The organism is Bacteroides nordii (assembly GCF_019930665.1).
GTDB classification, from domain to species: domain Bacteria; phylum Bacteroidota; class Bacteroidia; order Bacteroidales; family Bacteroidaceae; genus Bacteroides; species Bacteroides nordii.
On record NZ_CP082886.1, the window covers coordinates 4981059 to 4999889 of the forward strand.

General features: G+C 42.5%; 10 protein-coding genes. 4 read left to right on the forward strand and 6 right to left on the reverse strand.

Translation table 11 applies throughout. From position 1 onward, the window contains the following. Positions 1 to 7 precede the first annotated feature (7 nt). Complete coding sequence (locus K8P02_RS19285) at positions 8 to 1156, reverse strand: efflux RND transporter periplasmic adaptor subunit (RefSeq protein ID WP_044094817.1); 1149 nt, start codon at positions 1154 to 1156, stop codon at positions 8 to 10. 1173 nt (positions 1157 to 2329) lie between these two features. Between K8P02_RS19285 and K8P02_RS19290 the strand changes: the two genes are divergently transcribed. Both K8P02_RS19290 and K8P02_RS19295 read left to right on the forward strand, forming a co-directional pair. Then, positions 2330 to 4201 (forward strand): Ig-like domain-containing protein, encoded by a 1872-nt coding sequence (locus K8P02_RS19290; RefSeq protein ID WP_002558659.1) that lies wholly within the window; start codon positions 2330 to 2332, stop codon positions 4199 to 4201. Continuing rightward, a complete protein-coding gene (locus tag K8P02_RS19295; protein WP_122201150.1) occupies positions 4155 to 5021 on the forward strand; it encodes a DUF3108 domain-containing protein in 867 nt (288 codons plus the stop codon). Before K8P02_RS19290 ends, K8P02_RS19295 begins: the two co-directional genes overlap by 47 nt. Here the strand turns inward: K8P02_RS19295 and K8P02_RS19300 are convergent. Beyond that, positions 5008 to 5415 (reverse strand): PaaI family thioesterase, encoded by a 408-nt coding sequence (locus K8P02_RS19300; RefSeq protein WP_025866579.1) that lies wholly within the window; start codon positions 5413 to 5415, stop codon positions 5008 to 5010. The two genes, K8P02_RS19295 and K8P02_RS19300, sit on opposite strands and share 14 nt — an antisense overlap. A 217-nt stretch (positions 5416 to 5632) precedes the next feature. On the opposite strand from K8P02_RS19300, the gene K8P02_RS19305 reads away from it, so the two are divergent. Both K8P02_RS19305 and K8P02_RS19310 read left to right on the forward strand, forming a co-directional pair. Further along, positions 5633 to 6838, forward strand: coding sequence for a glycoside hydrolase family 88 protein (locus tag K8P02_RS19305; protein ID WP_007483348.1), 1206 nt, complete (start codon positions 5633 to 5635; stop codon positions 6836 to 6838). Between the two features lie 167 nt (positions 6839 to 7005). Further along, a complete protein-coding gene (locus K8P02_RS19310) occupies positions 7006 to 8553 on the forward strand; it encodes a sulfatase family protein (RefSeq protein WP_007483350.1) in 1548 nt (515 codons plus the stop codon). 147 nt (positions 8554 to 8700) lie between these two features. Here K8P02_RS19310 and cysS read toward each other — a convergent pair whose 3' ends face one another. The 4 genes from cysS to K8P02_RS19330 form a co-directional block, all read right to left on the reverse strand. Further along, on the reverse strand, positions 8701 to 10176 hold the full coding sequence (gene cysS, locus K8P02_RS19315; protein WP_002558654.1) for a cysteine--tRNA ligase: 1476 nt from the start codon (positions 10174 to 10176) through the stop codon (positions 8701 to 8703). A gap of 58 nt (positions 10177 to 10234) precedes the next feature. After that, positions 10235 to 11050 (reverse strand): Cof-type HAD-IIB family hydrolase, encoded by an 816-nt coding sequence (locus K8P02_RS19320; RefSeq protein WP_025866580.1) that lies wholly within the window; start codon positions 11048 to 11050, stop codon positions 10235 to 10237. Between the two features lie 241 nt (positions 11051 to 11291). Further along, a complete protein-coding gene (locus tag K8P02_RS19325; protein ID WP_195661551.1) occupies positions 11292 to 15608 on the reverse strand; it encodes a pectinesterase family protein in 4317 nt (1438 codons plus the stop codon). Positions 15609 to 15762: 154 nt separating this feature from the next. Beyond that, complete coding sequence (locus K8P02_RS19330; protein ID WP_223381707.1) at positions 15763 to 18810, reverse strand: DEAD/DEAH box helicase; 3048 nt, start codon at positions 18808 to 18810, stop codon at positions 15763 to 15765. Positions 18811 to 18831: the final 21 nt, after the last annotated feature.

The following is an 18831-nucleotide window of genomic DNA, read 5'->3' on the forward strand; positions in this document are numbered from 1 at the left end:
TGTTTACTTATTTCTTCTGCTCTAATGATGCTTTGAAATGTTCGGCAGACTCTTGTGGAGTAAGCGGCTTGATAGTTGCGCCGTCTTTTAGTGTACTTACGTTCTCCAGTACGATTTTATCGCCCGCATTCAGTCCTGAAGTAACAATGTAGTTTTGTCCGTCATCAAGATTGAGTACTTTGATTTCTGTATTCTTAACCGTGTTGTCGTCTTGCAGTACATACACAAATTTCTTATCCTGAATTTCATAAGTTGCCTTTTGCGGAACTACAAGCGCGTTGGGTGAACTATAAGGGATAAGGATACTACCTGTTCCTCCGGTTCTCAGCAAGTGGCCTTTGTTGGGGAAAGTAGCACGAATGCTTACCGCACCGGTATTCTGGTCAATAACACCACTGACCGTTTCTATTTTTCCACTGTCACCATACAGGGTACCGTCTGCCAAAGTCAATTGAACGGGTGGGAAGTTGTTCAATGCTTCCTGTTGAGAGCCATCTTTGCGGATTAAGTTGAGCAATTCTTTTTCTGTAAGTGAGAAGTAGACGTACATTTCAGAAATATCCGAAACAGTGGTTAATGGAGTTGCGCTGGAACCGCTAACCAAACTTCCTACACGGAAGGGGATAGAGCCTGCTACACCATTGGACGGGCTGGTGACACGGGTATATGCCAGGTTTTGATTGGCACTGATTAACTGTGCTTCGGCAGAAGCCAGTTGTGCTTTGGCAGAAGCCAATGTGTTTTCGGCCATTTCCAGGTCATAATCACTGATGATATTCTTCTTGTTTAATTCCCGTTTATTCTTAACTGTGATTTCCTGGGTCGCTACGTTTGCTTTTGCGGTTTGTACTGCTGCCTTGGCAGCACGTGCGGCTGATTCGTATTGTACCGGGTCGATGATGAACAACACTTGTCCTTTTTTTACCATTGAACCTTCGTCGATACAAAGTTGAGTGATGAAACCAGACACCTGCGGCCGGATTTCAACATCTTGTTTTCCTTTAATAGTAGCCGGATAAGAACTCGTCAGATTAACTGTTGTCGGTTGCAATGCCTGCACTGCACATTCCGGGGTTCCTCCCAAGTCAAAACCCTTTTTGCCACAACTCGACAAGAGGGCCAAACAAAATGCAAATAATACAATTCTACTTTTCATACTTCTATATTCAGTGTTTATTGATAAATTTTCTACAAATAGTGTGCTCATAAGTATTATTAGGGATAGAAGGAGAAAACTGAGACTCTTCTCTTTAGTTTTTCGCTGCAAAAGTACTTTAAATTCTTATATAAATGTTCGATAACCGGTTCTTTTTTAACTATGTTTTTCTCTTATTAATATAGGTGTTGTCTGAATGGTACATTCATTGGTAAATTATAACATTTAAAGACCTGTGGGGATTGTATTACTTTGATTCTTTGTTAATAAAACAATAAAGTTATGTGCCAATATGTCAATGCGCCAATTGGCTATACTGTATTGCTGAAAGACATTGCCAAATTAACACATTGGCAAATTGTTCATTATTGATCGGTTTTGAATATATTTCACCACAGAGTAACACGGAGATCCACAGAGTTTAAATCTTTATTGAAACGCAGATTAACGCAAATTTTCGCAAAGGGAAACGAATGTATGATAAAGATCTACAGTCTTTTAATCCGCGTTTCATCAGATAAATAGTACTCTGTGAAACACTGTGTTACTCTGTGGTGAGTTCATATCTGTACGGTTTTGAACTTAATGGCGTTTGTCATTGCCATCAGTCTCTTTCTCCGGTATTGATAAAGCTCTATCCCGTAGAGTAACGTAGGAAGCCTCGGTGGGTAACATTGTTTTAGATGTACATGTAAAGCAGTACGACATGTGCATGTGGGACAGCACGACATGTGCATCTCATGCTGCTTTACATGTACATCTAAAACAAGACTACTCACCGGGGAAAGGGACGTTCCTTCCTGAGAAAGACAAAGTACAATACCGAACAAAGGGATCGATATCGTCTATGGATACTTCCGCTACCGAAAAGATTGGGCCATAAGCTTCGTCACTGTACAGTTTTAAGTGTATTTAACCGCAGAGGATACAGAGGGTACAGAGTTTAAAAGAAACCAGGATAAACGCAGATTAAAAGACTGTAGATCTTTATCATACATTCGTTTCCCTTTGTGAAAATCTGCATTTATCTGCGTTTCAATGAATCATCGCTTGTCGTTCCTCCCCGTGCGGGAAGCACTATTACTTGAACATTTTCCTTTAAATAAGTGTAAAGTATAGTATTTATTCTCTGAGAACCTTTATTTTTGCATCATGTTAAGAAAAGAATATAATATGAAGAGGCTTATTCGCAAGGTATTGGCTGTGGTTACGGTGATAGCTGCTCTCTATTCGTGTGCCAGTATAGGAAGGCCCGATGGAGGACCACTTGATGAGACTCCTCCCCGTTTTATTGGCAGCACGCCTGCTGCGGGGGCACTTAATAATACAAAAACGAAAGTATCACTTTCCTTTGACGAATTCATTAAGCTTGAGAAAGCCAATGAAAAGGTGGTGATCTCTCCTCCTCAGGTGCAGCAACCGGAGATAAAAGCATCAGGAAAGAAGATAAGTGTCAACCTGCTTGATTCTTTGAAGCCTAACACAACTTATACAATTGATTTCTCGGATGCTATTGTTGATAACAATGAAGGCAATCCGTTAGGTAATTTTGCCTTTACTTTCTCTACCGGAAGTGCGATTGATACGATGGAAGTATCCGGAACATTGCTCGAAGCCTCCAACCTGGAGCCTGTTAAAGGAATGCTGGTGGGTATGCACTCCAATCTGTCTGATACTGCATTTACGAAACTGCCTTTTGACAGAGTAGCCCGTACGGATAGCCGTGGACATTTTACGATTCGTGGCGTTGCCCCGGGGAAATATCGTATTTTTGGTTTGATGGATGCCGACCAGAACTTTGCTTTCAGCCAGAAGAGTGAAGCACTTGCTTTTAATGATTCGCTGGTTATTCCCCGCTGGGAAGAACGTATACGTCAGGATACTACCTGGGTGGATTCTCTTACCATCGACACGGTCGTAGAAAGGAAATACACTTATTATTTGCCGGACAATGTGATTCTGCGTTCTTTTAAGGAAGATTTGTTTTCACAATATCTTGTGAAAAACGAACGGTTGACTCCTGAGAAGTTTACGCTCTACTTTGCAGCAAAAGCAGATACGCTGCCTGTGTTGAAAGGATTGAATTTTGATGAGAGGGATGCCTTTATTATAGAGAAGAATCTGACTAATGATACCATTCATTATTGGGTGAAAGATTCGTTACTTTATAAACAGGACACTTTATCTTTAAGTCTGAATTATTTGTATACAGATACACTTAACCAGTTAGTACCCCGTACGGATACTCTTAACCTGGTGGCGAAGACTGTGAAAAAGGCTGTGGACGAACCTAAGAAAAAGAAGAAAAAGAAAGGTGAAGAAGAGGAGCCGGAGCCAACCAAGTTCCTGCATGTATCTACGTATATCCCGTCTACAATGGATGTATATGATTATATCTCACTCTCTTTTGACGAGCCGATAGCTTCCTTTGATAGCGCAGCTATTCATTTGAAACAGAAGGTAGATACCTTATGGGAAGATATCCCCTTTACCTTTGAGCAAGATTCGTTGCAATTGCGTAAGTATAACTTGTATTATGAATGGGAGCCAACGCGGGAATATGAGTTCTCTGTAGATTCTACAGCTTTTCATGGTATCTACGGTTTGTTTACAGATAAGATAAAACAGAATATAAAAGTTCGTTCGCTGGAAGAATACGGAGCTATTTATTTTAATGTTTCAGGATGTGACTCTATTGCATTTGTAGAATTGCTTGATACGCAGGATAAAGTAGTGCGAAAAGTTCCGGTTGTCAATGGACAGGCCGACTTCTATTTCTTGAACCCGGGTAAGTATTGTGCCCGTTTGATAAATGATACGAATGGGAATGGCGTGTGGGATAGCGGTGAATACGAGACAAAGCGTCAGCCGGAAATGGTGTATTACTATCCCCAGATACTCGAACCTAAAGCCAATTGGGAGGTTGAACAGACTTGGGATGTAAAGGCTCTTCCATTAGACAAACAGAAGCCGGATGAACTTAAAAAGCAAAAACCAGATGAAGACAAGAAAAAGAAAGATAGAAATAACAATCGCCGCAATTAGTAAACGGATAAATTTAGCATGGCTTATGCTGTTGGTAGGGTTGTGTTGCTCTATGCCTGTTAAGGCCCAGTGTGAAGCACCCAATGAAGCATTTAAATCTGGCGAGCATGTGATGTACGATTTATTCTTTAACTGGAAATTTGTATGGATCAAGGCAGGGATAGCCAGTCTTACAACGAATGCGACTACTTATCATTCCAAACCTGCCTACCGGTTTAATCTTTTATCCATAAGCAGTAAGAAGGTCGATTTCTTTTTTAAAATGCGTGATACGCTGACGTGCATTGTCGGCGAGAAGCTCGAACCCCGTTATTTCCGGAAGGGTGCTGAAGAAGGTAAGCGCTATACAGTGGATGAGGCTTGGTTCTCTTACAAAGACGGCTTATGCTTTGTCAATCAGAAGCGGACTTACCGGGATGGTGAGATAGTGGAGACGGAATATAGTGACAGCCGTTGTGTTTTTGATATGCTTAGTATTCTGGCACAGGCTCGTTCCTACGATCCAAAAGATTATAAAGTGGGGCAAAAGATCAACTTCCCGATGGCTACAGGACGTAGGGTAGAGGAGCAAACGCTGATCTATCGTGGGATGAAGAATATCACAGCAGAAAATGATACTACGTATCGCTGCCTTGTCTTTTCGTTTGTAGAATACACAGACAAAGGCAAGGAGAAGGAGGTCATTACTTTTTATATTACGGATGATAAGAATCATCTCCCTGTCCGTTTAGATATGTTTTTGAATATCGGATCGGCCAAAGCTTTTCTGAAGAGTGTTTCCGGGAATCGCTATCCGTTGACTTCAATTATTTCAAAGTAAAAGGTACTTGTTGATCTTTGCGGAATACACTTGATTCAAAGGTGGCAATTAGTTCATTCTGCTGATTGGTAATATCTATCTGATAGCATCCGGTGCTTCGTCCGATGTAGCGTTCGCGGGCTTCGGCGTAGAGTGTGTCACCTTCACCACTGGCGCGTAAGAATGTGATATTGGAGGACAGAGAGAAAGCAAGTTGCCCATGTGAATTGGCAGCAGCTGCCAAGGCGAGGTCGGCAAGTGTGAAGATGGCCCCTCCTTGCGTACGGTTGCCTGCATTGAGATGTTCTTTTTTTATTTCCAGTCTGGCTTTACTGTATCCTTCGCGTACTTCCATTAGTACAATGCCTGCTTTTTCGGCAAATAGGTCATTTTTGAAAAACTCCTGTGGTGTCATAATAACTAATTATTCAATGTGTCAATATACCAATTGCCTGCGCAATAACATCGTATGAGAATTGGCATATCGGCATATTTTAGTATATTGGCACATTATTTTCTGCAAATGTACCAAAAATGTCTCTTAATTGGATGATTTAGGTCGGTCAAATCTGTAAGATTGCCTTATTTTTGCCACCATGAAATTAATTACTTTACTAATAAATCCATGTATTATGAGAACTATTTTGAGTGCATTGGGGATTTCCCTTCTGGTCTTGACGAGTTGCAACAGCCAAAAGCCGGTTGAAAAGGACTTTATTCAGGATAACATTGACAATGCGGTAGCACAGAACACAATCCAGACCGATATCATCGAAAAGTCGGGTAAGATCTTAAATCCCCGTACAATTGATGAAAAGGGAAATATTGTCTATATCCCTATTGACGACTGGTGTTCGGGGTTTTATCCCGGAAGTATGTGGCTTACTTATGAGCTGACCGGAGACAAGAAATGGTTGCCTCTTGCAGAGAAATATACAGAAGCTCTTGATTCAATAAAGCATTTGAAATGGCATCATGATGTGGGCTTTATGATTGGATGCAGTTATCTGAATGGTTACCGTTTGGCTGATAAAAAAGAATACAAGGATGTAATTGTTGAAACTGCCCGGTCATTGTCTACCCGTTTTCGTCCGAATGCCGGTGTAATTCAATCATGGGATGCTGACAGAGGTTGGCAAGGAACGCGTGGCTGGAAATGCCCGGTTATCATTGACAATATGATGAATCTGGAACTGTTGTTTGAGGCAACTGCGCTTTCGGGTGATTCTACTTTCTATAATATAGCAGTGAAACATGCCGATACTACCATGGCTCATCATTTCCGTCCAGATAATAGTTGTTATCATGTGGTTGATTATGATCCGGAGACAGGTGAAGTGCGTAAAAGACAAACAGCACAAGGATATGCTGACGAATCGGCATGGGCTCGTGGACAGGCATGGGCGCTTTATGGGTATACTACTTGTTATCGTTATACACATGATAAAAAGTATCTTGATCAGGCGCAAAAGGTGTATAATTTTATCTTTACCAATAAGAATATGCCGGAAGATCTTGTACCGTACTGGGACTTTGATGCTCCTAATATTCCGAATGAACCACGCGATGCTTCTGCTGCTTCCTGTACGGCCTCAGCGTTGTATGAGCTGGAAACTTATCTCCCCGGGAATAACTATAAGGCAACAGCCGATAAGATCATGGAAAGTCTTGGCTCACCGGCTTATCGTGCAGCAGTGGGCACAAACGGTAACTTTATCCTGATGCACTCTGTAGGCAGTATTCCTCACGGTGCCGAGATTGATGTTCCGTTGAATTATGCCGACTACTACTTCCTCGAAGCGTTGATACGTAAAAGAGAAATGGAAGGGAGGAATTAATAAGTAGTTAAGTAGTCAAGTAGTTAAGTAGTAAGTAGAAGATAGTATCATTACTTACTACTTGACTACTTACTCATTAACAATTAAGTAGAAAATAGTATCATACTTACTACTTAACTACTTACTACTTATTAACTGCTTACTACTTATTAACGACTTATAGAGCTATGAACACTCGAGTAAACTTATTATTTGGCGGATTGAGTTTGCTTGCTTTGCAGGGTTGCAAAGCCCCGCAAGTAGAGCAAGCCGGACATCCCAATATTATCTATGTTTTTCCGGACCAGTATCGTAACCAGGCTATGGAGTTTTGGAATCAGGATGGATTCCGGGAGAAAGTAAACTTCAAAGGTGATCCTGTACATACCCCCAACCTGAATGCTTTTGCCCGCGAATCGGTAGTACTGACTTCTGCACAGAGCAACTGTCCGCTGAGTAGCCCGCATCGGGGTAGTTTGCTGACGGGTATGTATCCTAATAAAAGTGGTATACCATTGAATTGTAACTCCAGCCGCCCTATCAGTTCACTGCGTGAAGATGCAGAGTGTATAGGTGATGTATTCTATAATGCCGGATATGACTGTGCTTACTTTGGCAAGCTACATGCTGATTTTCCCACACCTAATGATCCGGAGCATCAGGGAAAATATGTAGAAGAGCAGCGTCCGGTATGGGATGCTTATACTCCCAAAGAACGGCGTCACGGTTTCAATTACTGGTATTCATACGGTACGTTTGATGAACATAAAAATCCTCATTACTGGGATACGGATGGCAAGAGACACGACCCTAAAGAGTGGTCGCCCTTGCACGAAGCCAAAAGGGTTGTTTCGTATCTGAAAAATGAAGGCAATGTGCGTGATACAAAGAAACCATTCTTTATTATGGTCGGAATGAATCCGCCCCACAGTCCGTATCGTTCACTCAATGACTGTATGGAAGAAGATTTTGATTTGTATAAAGATCAGCCTTTGGATAGCCTTTTGATTCGTCCCAATGCGGATACAAAGATGAAGAAGGCAGAGTCCGCCCGCTATTATTTCGCCTCGGTGACGGGAGTAGACCGGGCCTTTGGTGAGATACTGGAGGCATTGAAAGAAATGGGGCTGGATAAGAATACAGTTGTCGTATTTACTTCCGATCATGGTGAAACAATGTGCAGTCAGCGTACGGATGATCCTAAGAACTCTCCTTATGCGGAATCGATGAACGTTCCGTTCCTGGTACGTTACCCGGGTAAGATTCAGCCGCGTGTAGATGATCTGATGATCTCCTCGCCGGATATCATGCCTACTTTGTTGGGATTGTGTGGTCTTGGAGACTCTATTCCGGTTGAGGTACAAGGACGTAATTTTGCTCCGTTGTTCTTCGATGAAAAGGCGGATATTGTACGTCCCACAGGAGCTCTTTATATTCAGAATCTGGATGGAGAGAAAGATGAGAACGGACTGGTTATGTCATATTTCCCATCATCAAGAGGTATTAAAACAGCACATTATACACTGGCTCTCTATATCGACCGTGATACAAAGCAGTTGAAAAAGAGCTTACTCTTTGATGACTTGAAGGATCCTTATCAGATGAATAACCTTCCGCTGGAAGAGAATCAGGAAATAGTGAAACAACTTTGTACTGAGATGGGAGCTATGTTGAAGGAGATTGATGATCCCTGGTATAGGGGACAGGTACTTTCTGAACTGATTTCTTATCAATGATGAAGTGTTTCATTTTGTTTCATATCGATTGAAAGTGTTGTTTCATATGTATTGAAACATTTATTGATAGGTATAAGAAAGAGGTCAGAACCGGAAGTTATCACGGTTCTGACCTCTTTCTTTTGCTTATATAAGGGGTAAGAGTGATTACTTATTCAATCTCCACTCAAATCCGTCTTTGGTATCTTTCACTTCAAATCCTAATGCCGTGAGTTCATTGCGGATAAAGTCCGAAGTAGCCCAGTCTTTGTTGGCTTTCGCCTTCACACGTTGTTCCAACAGCATATCAACTACTTTCCCGTAGGCGGCTTCGCGGCTATCTGACGCCCCTGCTTCTTCTTTCAGGCCAAGAACTTCAAAACTGAACAGATGGAATGTTTCTTTCAGCTCTTTCAGGTCTTCGGCAGATATAGTGTCGTTGCCGGCAATGATATTGTTGATCATCCTGGCCCCTTCAAACAGGTTGGCAATGACAATTGGGGTGTTCATATCATCGTTCATGGCCTCGTAGCATTTGGTACGCAGTTCTTTTACATTTACAGAAGAACCGCTTGCGGGAACAATCTTTTCCAGATTGTCGATCGCTTCCATCAATCGCTGTAATCCTTTTTCTGATGCTTGCAGAGCCTCATTGCTAAAGTCTACCGTACTGCGATAGTGTGCCTGCAAGATGAAGAAACGAATGGTCATAGGTGTATATGCCTGTGCCAGTAATTTGTGGCTACCGGTAAAGAATTCATCCAGCGTGATGAAGTTGCCGAGAGATTTACCCATCTTCGTCCCGTTGATGGTAATCATGTTGTTATGCATCCAGTAGTGTACCATGTCGTCACCTTGTGAAGCAACGGACTGAGCAATCTCACATTCGTGGTGCGGGAATATCAGGTCCATACCTCCTCCGTGGATATCGAAATGTTCTCCCAGATACTTGCGTCCCATAGCTGTACACTCTGCGTGCCATCCGGGGAAACCGTCACTCCAGGGTGAAGGCCAGCGCATGATATGTTCCGGTTGTGCTTTCTTCCAGAGGGCAAAGTCGGCCGGATTACGCTTTTCGCTTTGTCCGTCGAGGTCACGGGTGGTATTCAGTACATCGTCCAGATTGCGTCCGGAGAGTTTACCGTAATGATAATCTTTATTGTATTTGGCTACATCAAAGTAGACGGAACCTTCGCTTTCGTAGGCATAGCCGGCTTCCAGGATTTTGCTTACCAGTTCAATCTGCTCTATAATATGTCCCGATGCGTGCGGCTCAATACTTGGCGGAAGGACGTTCAATGCATCCATCGCTTTGTGATAACGATTCAGGTAGTACTGCACCACTTCCATCGGTTCTAACTCTTCCAGGCGGGCTTTCTTGGCTATTTTATCTTCACCTTCATCGGCATCGTGCTCCAGATGGCCTACGTCAGTGATATTGCGCACATAACGTACTTTGTATCCCAGATGTGTAAGGTAGCGGAAAAGTACATCGAATGTGATAGCCGGGCGGGCATGTCCCAGATGGGCATCGCCATATACGGTTGGTCCGCAAACGTACATCCCTACATGCGGAGCGTGTAAGGGTACGAACAGCTCCTTTTTCCTATCTAAAGTGTTGTAAATGGTCAGTTGATGTTCCATAACGTTTGAGATTTATTCAGTTTGAAACCACAAAGTTAGAATAAATAATTGATATTTCTTATTTTGCTGCTGAAAAGTATCTTTCTACGACAGCAGCTACGCCGTCTTCGTCGTTGGAGAGAGTGATGTAGTCTGCTGCTTTCTTTACCGGTTCCTGAGCATTGGCCATTGCTACTCCAAGCCCGGCAAACTTAATCATGCTAAGGTCATTATAACCATCGCCCACAGCCACCATTTCTTCCCGTTTCATATCGAGCTTTTCTAACAATACGGTGAGTGATTGTGCTTTGTCGATACCTAACGGAACAAGTTCTAAAAAATAGGGTTCGGAACGGTAGGCACTGATCTGGCCCTGTAACCGGATGGAAAGCTCGGACTCAACGGCTATGAGTTTGTCCGGGTCGCCTACGATCAGGCATTTAGGAACAGGAAGATGGATATCGGTCAGGAAGTTTGTACTTTTCCGTACTTCCATTCTGTTAAGAAAGGCTTCTTTCTTTACATATTCGTCTTCCGGGTTTTCGGTCACAATACATTCTTTGTCATAGGTCAGGATGGCAAGTTTATTTTTTTTGGCACATTCGTATAGCTGAGGGATGACAGCATTCGGTAGTACATTGGCGTAGAGTATCTCTTTGCTTTTCCAGTCAATGATTTTTCCGCCGTTGTAGGAGAGTATATAACCGTCGAACTGACTCATTTGTAGTTCATCGGCTAATGGCGCAATACCATAAGTCGGTCTGCCCGAAGCCAATACCAGTCGTGTGCCTTGTTGTTGTGTCTGTATCAATGCTTTCCGGTTGCTGGGCGTTATTTCTTTCCGGGTATTGGTTAGTGTACCGTCAAGGTCGAGTACGAGGATTTTATAGTCCATCTTTATTCTCAGTGTTTGATTTGAGAATGCAAAGATAATGTTTTCTGATTAGAAAGGAGCAAAATTCACCACAGAGTAACACAGAGTTTAAATTTTTATTGAAACGCAGATGAACGCAGATTATCGCAAAGGAAAACAAATGTATGATAAAAAACTACAGTCTTTTACTCTGCGTTCATTTGTGTTAATCCACGTTTCAATTAACCATCGTTTGCCGCACCTTCCGGTGCGGCAAGCACCACTATTTTACAAATTCTTTCACTGTTTCTATTGAACCGTCGCTATAGATGGTACGGAGGATGTTTAGTCCCTTTTCAGCCTTGTTAAGGCGGATACCGTTCACGTTGAAGTACTGACGTTCTACTATCTCTTTAGCTACAGTACTCTGTTCGATACCAGTAGCATTACTGTTATTGGAAGGTTGTCCCAATCCACCCATTTGATTGGCGGCGCGTACAGTAAATACATCATTATCGGTTGCATCTGCCGGAATGGTATAGCTGGTCTCATTCGTAAAGTCGATCACTTTTCCGTTTTTGCAGATAGCATAGCAGAATACATAATCGCTGGCATTCCAGGAGAGAGTAGTACCATTGACCGTCAGTACCGGAGCTGCTGCCTGTTCGGTTAATAAAGCCGGTTGCCAGGAGTCACTGCCACTCAATACATTCTCGAGGGTAAAGCGGGATGCCTCTTCCTGAGTCAGTACCGGACTGTAAGGTATGGTTCCTCCTGTGTATTTAGTTTTACGGGCACTGCAATCAACGGCCATTCCGCTTTCGGTGTGGCTATTGTATTCAGCAAATAGTTTCGGGATAATCGTTTCACTCATATCACTCCATCCTTCTGCTTTCGGAAGAACCTTCATGGTTGTGTTAATCCATACACTCATCGGAGCACCTTGCCAGGGACGTCCTAAGGCATAAGAACCTTTGTTTGCATCGTATCCGTCAATCGTACAGTCATTGAATACGTATCCCCATTCGGTATCACCTGCCGGAGCCGTGATACAGTTGCCTGAACGGTCTTCCAGATAAAGCAGTGTACGATTGAAGAAAACGTCACCACCACCGCAGATAAAGTCTACCGTACCATGAATTTCACTGTCTTCAAAATACGAACGCATGCGATTGTTGTTTGAGTAGTATGTATCCTGATAGCTCAACATACGTATGTTTTTATATACGTTTTTGTTTCCTTTGTCTTGCAGGCAGACAGCACGTCCGGTGCTTCCCTGATAATCATAATCGTTTTTCAGAGTGAGGTCCTGCATATAGATATTTTCTCCTGTGGGGCGTAGAGTAGCTGACACGGAGATACCTTCTACCGGTGCTTTATTTACGATAATTGTATTTTCCATACTTTCACCGATCAGTGAAATGTTAGATTTCACGTCTGTCAGGCAAAGTTCTCCTAAATCGTAAATTCCATCGTGCAGGAAGATGCGGAAACGCTCTCCTGATGTGGAGGCTTCATTCCCTTTAGCCAGTGCTTCGAGCAGTTCTTCCGCATTGCTGGCGATAGCATCGTACATACCCGGAGTTACTACCGGAGGTGCTATCGTTGTGAATTTGAGTGTGATATTCTCCTTTATCTTATTACCATAAAAGTCGGATACGCTATTGCCCGGTAATGTGAAGGTGTAAGTTGTATTGTAGTCTAAGCCCATGTATGGGAATGTAATTGTTTTGCCTGCCACAGATGGTACCAATGTTTTGTTTCCTAAAGTAGCTACTGTTCCTTCTGCTATTTCTACCTTGGCGTCAAATGTCAATACGATACGTCCTGTAGCAGAAACCTCCTCAGCATTGTTTGCGGGGAGAGAAGAGAGTAATAGAGGTGCTCTTCCCGGATCAACTCCTTTTTGTACTCCGGTGATATAGATAGAACCGATTGCAGTACCATCATTTTCTGATGCGGTACCTACAATCTCAGAGCTATAATCGGGAATCCAACGGAGATACAATGATTCGGCATTATTACATGATTCGGGAAGTGTGGCTTCCAATGGTGTCCATGCCTTAGCCCCCGGTAGAGTAATGCGGGCTACTTCTGTATAGTTAGTTCCGTCCAAAGAGTATTCTAACTTCTGTACAGAATATGCATTATAGTTGTATAACATTCTGGAAGTTACCTTAATATCAATAAATTCAGAAGCATTTATACGGGTTTCATAGTAATATTTCTCAGAGATGTTCTTCCAGTTTACAGCAGCAGATTCACCTTCATAGTTCCCTGATTCTTTTGATTTGTCGAGCCATGCCTGGGTTGTCCCGTCTTCTTTGCGTAGAATGAGCGTTGTAGCTTCATTCTCACCTGTAGAAGCGAAGTCTGCCGGACGACTGTTGTTTCCTTTCCGAACAAAATCCCATCCTACAATATAATCGGCAGCACTATATACTGCTACGAATTCTTTATCGCTATCCATTCTTACAGGAAGTTCGTAACCCATCTCTCCGCTTTTCCAGTTCAGGAATGTAAGAATGCGGTTTTCTGTAGCAGTAAGAGTGACCAGAGTACCTTCTTCATACATGTTCTTACCATTTACAACGGTGGCATCAGGAGTGGCTGTTACCATGTAATTGTTTGCTCCACCTTCTGTACTGGTTGTAAGTGAATAAGTAGCTACCGGTTCAAATACGGCCGTAATGATCATATCTTCGTTTAATGTTTGCTTGTAGGATGCTTCTGCGGAAAGAGTGTTTCCTGTTGCATCTGTCCATTTCACAAATTTGTAGCCGAAGTTCTTTTTGGCTGTTAGTGTTACTTCCGTACCTTCGTCATACTGGCTGCTGGAGGGAGAAACGGATACACTTCCGGCTTCTTCGGGAGAGACTTTCGTTGCTAATGTTACTTGTTTGGCAGTAATTTCAACATTTGAGTAAATCTCCAGTTCGAACATATACGCATTCTGAGTAGGAGCGAGGTTGGTCCAGCGGAGTTGTACGTTTTCCTCATTTATGGCACATTCTACCCATACTCCTTTCGCTGGATCGGCAAAAGCGTCGGAGAGTACTACCCAATCGGTATCAGTCGTACTTTTCTTTTCCAGTTTGTATCCACGTTTACCACCGGTAGCTCCGTGGAAATAACGTACTTTAGTGATATTGCTTAATGCGGATGTCGTGATTATTCCGGGCAGATTCTTTTCGGCCATCGCATAGCCTGTCAGGTCACCGAATTTTTCTACATTCTGTCCTTGTGGCGAAACGGTAACACCATTGAATGTGAAAGTTACTGCTTCGTTACTGAAAGTAGTTGTTTTTTCTACGCTTACATCACCGGAATTAGAAGAAACGGCTTCCCAGTCAGTGAAATCTGTAGCAATAACAGGGCGTTCCTGAATATTGGATTCAGCTTTCGGATATACGATGGTAAAATAGCGGAAATAAGTACCATCTTTACCAATAACGATATCAATTGTTGGGTCAGTTCCACCATAAGTATAAGTCACTATTTTGCCACTGGTATAGTCTGTTGAACCGGCAATAGTTGTTGTGGAAAGCGGATTATAAGCTTCGGTAGTAATGATACAGTTTTTGGCTGCCGGGAAAGTGAAAGTAGTACCTTCATTCATTTGTGCCCAGTCTGTCCAGCTTCCATTATTGATCTTACCGGGTTTAGTGTTGAAGTCTGTTTTCACATCAATCGTATTCCCATTTACAACGGCTTGTGAAACGTAGAAACCTGTTATTCCTTCGTATGCTATTTTGGGAGCACCATTTTTCTGCTGGAAATCCCAGGTAATAATAACTTCTTCATTACGATCATCCAATGATACTGTGTTATCTGTAAATACAGGTGTCAGAGACAGATCCTCAATTACTGTAATTTCTTCTCCTGGCGTATAGTTGTTCGTTCCGTCTGTCCATGCAGTAAGTGTTTTACTCTCTACGTATAGAGTACGGTTGAGAGGTAATGTATACTTATTACCTGTAAGCACTTTATCGGAGGCTGGTACTGTACCGGCATCGGTATATTCTCCTAATGCATATTTGATAGTTGATTCTTTCGGGGCTTCGCTGATGGCTTCGATGCCAATATACGGGATGTATCCGCCACCACTGATTGAGAGGGTCGTTGCTTCCTTGCCTGTATAATATCCTTCTACACAAGGGTTGCCATTGTTGTGGTAGCAACTTCCTAAAGAGTTGATAGCGATGGTAGTAATTACATCGCCTGCTTCGTTCTTAACTGTAACATTATTTCCGTAAGCACAAGCACCGATAGATATTTTCACCGGGCCTTGCACTTTTACGGTGGCTGTACCCGGATTGAAACCATGTTCGTTGCTATGGTATTTGTAGTTGTTCAGTATGATATTGGCAGTTGCGTCGTCTGCTGCCACACGGGTTGGGGTGCCGTCTTCGGCAATGGCGATACCGAATGTTACCTGAGTTTTGTTATTGATTTCTTCGTCGGATAGGAAATTACCATTCATCAAATTCAGCTTGATGTCTTTAAAACCGGAATCTCCTTCTACCCTCGTTGAAGCCTTTGCAGATAAACTGCTTATAAGGCATACGAATACAAGAATGGTGTAATATACATTTCTCATAATACAAGAATGGATTAAAGTTAATACTATATTTCTGAGGGACGAATATAGTACAAACTGTAAATAAGGTGGTTACCTGTTTTTCGATTAAGTCAGATATTACACAAGATAGAACAGTTTGTCTATCTGTCAGGTTAAAAAATACAAGCTTGGTTCATTCCAGAAGCCCAATCCACTCCTGATCTGTCAGTACAGGCATCGACTCACTGTCGGTGATAAACGTCTCGGCGAGTTTACGTTTATCTTCCTGCAACCGGATGATTTTCTCTTCAATGCTGTCTTTGGTAATAAAACGGTAAGCAATGACCTGCTTGTTTTGCCCGATTCTATGTGCACGGGCAATGGCTTGTGCTTCGGCAGCGGGATTCCACCAGGGATCAACGATAAACACATAGTCCGCCTGTGTAAGATTGAGTCCCACTCCTCCGGCTTTGAGAGAGATGAGAAAAGCACGTATCTCCTCTGTCTGAGAGAAGCGGGTTATTTCTTCCGGACGATTGGTGGACGAACCGGTGAGGAGGGCATATTGCCAGCCACGTTTACGGAATTCTTCAGCAATCAGTTCCAGATGCTTTACGAAGGATGAGAATATCAACACCTTATGTCCTTCGCTGTAAAGAGTTTCATAGGTATCGATAATCTGTTCCATTTTGCCCGATTCTGTTTTAGAGTCGGGGAATATCATTCTGGGATGACATGACAATTGACGTAGCCGGGAGATACCATTGAGTACGGTGAGTTGCAGGCGCTGCTTTTTATTAAACTGTAACAATGTATTGCGCAGGCTGTTTTTCTCCTGTTGGTAAATTTCGTTTTGCTTTTCGGTCATGTCACAGTAGATGATTTCTTCTGTGAGTGGTGGTAACTCGGGGGCAACTTCATTTTTACTTCTGCGCAGGATAAATGGACTGATAAGTTGGCGCAGGCGTAATTCCATACGATTGTCTCCTTGTTTAATGGGGTTGATGAATTGTTTGGTAAATGCATTTTCATTTCCTAAGAGCTCCGGCTGAAGGAAATGAAACTGTGCCCATAGATCTTTTAGTGAGTTTTCGATAGGTGTGCCGGTCAGTACCAGCCGGTGATGGCTGCGTAGTTGAATGGCACATCGGAAAGTCAGTGAGTCGCTGTTTTTTATATTCTGGCTTTCGTCCAGTACGATGTATTCAAAGTTATACTGGCGAAGAATATCTATTTTATTTCGCATAGTACCATATGATATGAATATCAGTTGGAAGCGGTCGAAAAATTGTTCCGGATGTCCTGTTTTAAAATAACTGCTACTGTTGAATTCTGCCAAGGACAGATTGGTGAAACGGGCAGCTTCACGTTTCCAATTGTGTAATAGGGAGGTGGGTACGACGATTAATGTTCCTGGCTTTCTGGTGATCTTGCTTCCACTTACCGGAATTACACAACCTGGGAGCGTATTTTCCACTGTCAAATCATCGAAAAGATTAAATTGCCCCATTTCATCGGAAGTATGTGAAGCCTTTTTTAATATAAAATTACACTCTTGTTTGGCTCCGATTACACTGTCTTGTGGTAGATTAACATATTCGTCACCTTCTGCCGGATTACTCTTTTTGCTGTCAGTATGATATATTTGTTGCAATAAGGTGAGTGTCTGGAGTGTTTTCCCCAATCCCATATCGTCTGCAAGGCATCCTCCGAATCCTTGCTCGTAGAGATGCATCATCCATGTATATCCTTTATATTGATAGGGGCGTAACTGGGCTTTCAGCCCTCTGGGGATCGGATATTTCTGTTGAGGTTGGAGAGGGAGGAATTCTTTGCGGGTATCACTTTCCAGAATAGAATGGACAATCCCTATATAGGGGTGTTTGACATAGATTGTTTTACCACGCGTCATGCCTAATTCCATCAGATTGGCATACTTACTGAACCACTCTTCCGGAAGTAAAATGATACGTCCGTCGGGGAGTATATATTCATGCCTGTCTTCAAGAATGTGCTTGCGAAAGCGACTGAAAGGGATACGTAGCTCACCGATGACAGCTGTGATGTGAAGTTCAAACCAATCCGGACCATCATCAAAACTTTGCTCAATACGGATTTCATCCAGGCTATATGGCTTGTCCTGAATACCACTTGTCAGTACGAATGATTCCTGTAACATGGTACGGTGATGAGCTACCCATTCGTTGATGCTTTTTTCCGGTGCATTTTCGGATAGTTTGAAGTGTGAATCGCTGATTGCTTCCAGTCCTGCATTCTGTAACAGGAATATTGCTTCCTTTTCAATATCCGGAGTTCTCCTGAAATAACGTATGACGCTTCTCCCTTCCTGTGTTTCCCGAAAAATGAATCTCTTTATTCCGTCAGTAGGTTGCGGACTGAATACCTGATCTCCATAGCGGAAGTTTAATCGTAAGAGTGGTGTATGATAGATGGTATCTTCTATATATAGCAAGCATTCGCATATTCTCTTTTCTTTTTTAACATCTAATCCTTGTACATCGATATTATGATAACGGGCTACAGGAATGAGGATGTTGTCGATGTACTTCTCTGTAAGCGAGGCATCTACGCTGATGTGTGTTTTTTTTGTGAAAGGTAGAAGGCGTGAACTCTCAATGTGTTGAAATATATAGACTTCCATACCTAATAATAATATAGCCGGATTGGAGGTGAGCGTGGTGACTGGTTTTAATTCGGTGAGAGGTATTGCTTTACCTTCACTGTAACATTGCAACTGATAGTTGAAGGACTGGTTGTTGACCTCAAATGAAAAGTGAACTTCTACATCCTTTTGGTTCACATGATATGCATGATGTGGATAGAGTAGTTTGCTACGGCTTTGTTTTTGATACAAGGGTAGGTTACAGGTGCGTATTAATTCCATCATCTCCTGTAACTTCTTCTCGATGAAAAGGCGGACATTTCTCAACTTTTCCGGTTCTTCGGTCAGTCGGCGCAGAAATTTGGGAATAGTTTTATCCTTCGAGTAGACAGTCATCAGGTATTTCTCTGTATAGTGCGAAGCTATTTCTATGGCCTTCTGTTCCGTTTTACTCATTTGTGCCACAGTCTTGGGAGACAGGTGGAAAGCTTGTTCTACTAAACAGAGTTCCTCTCTTTCAGGAGAACTTTCGGCAATGTATGGGAGGAGGAGCATACCTAATGTCGGATGTTCTGAAAGGACAATGATGAATAGGTTATGTGACGACGATTCTCTCATTCTGTTTAGTTTGAAAGGGTA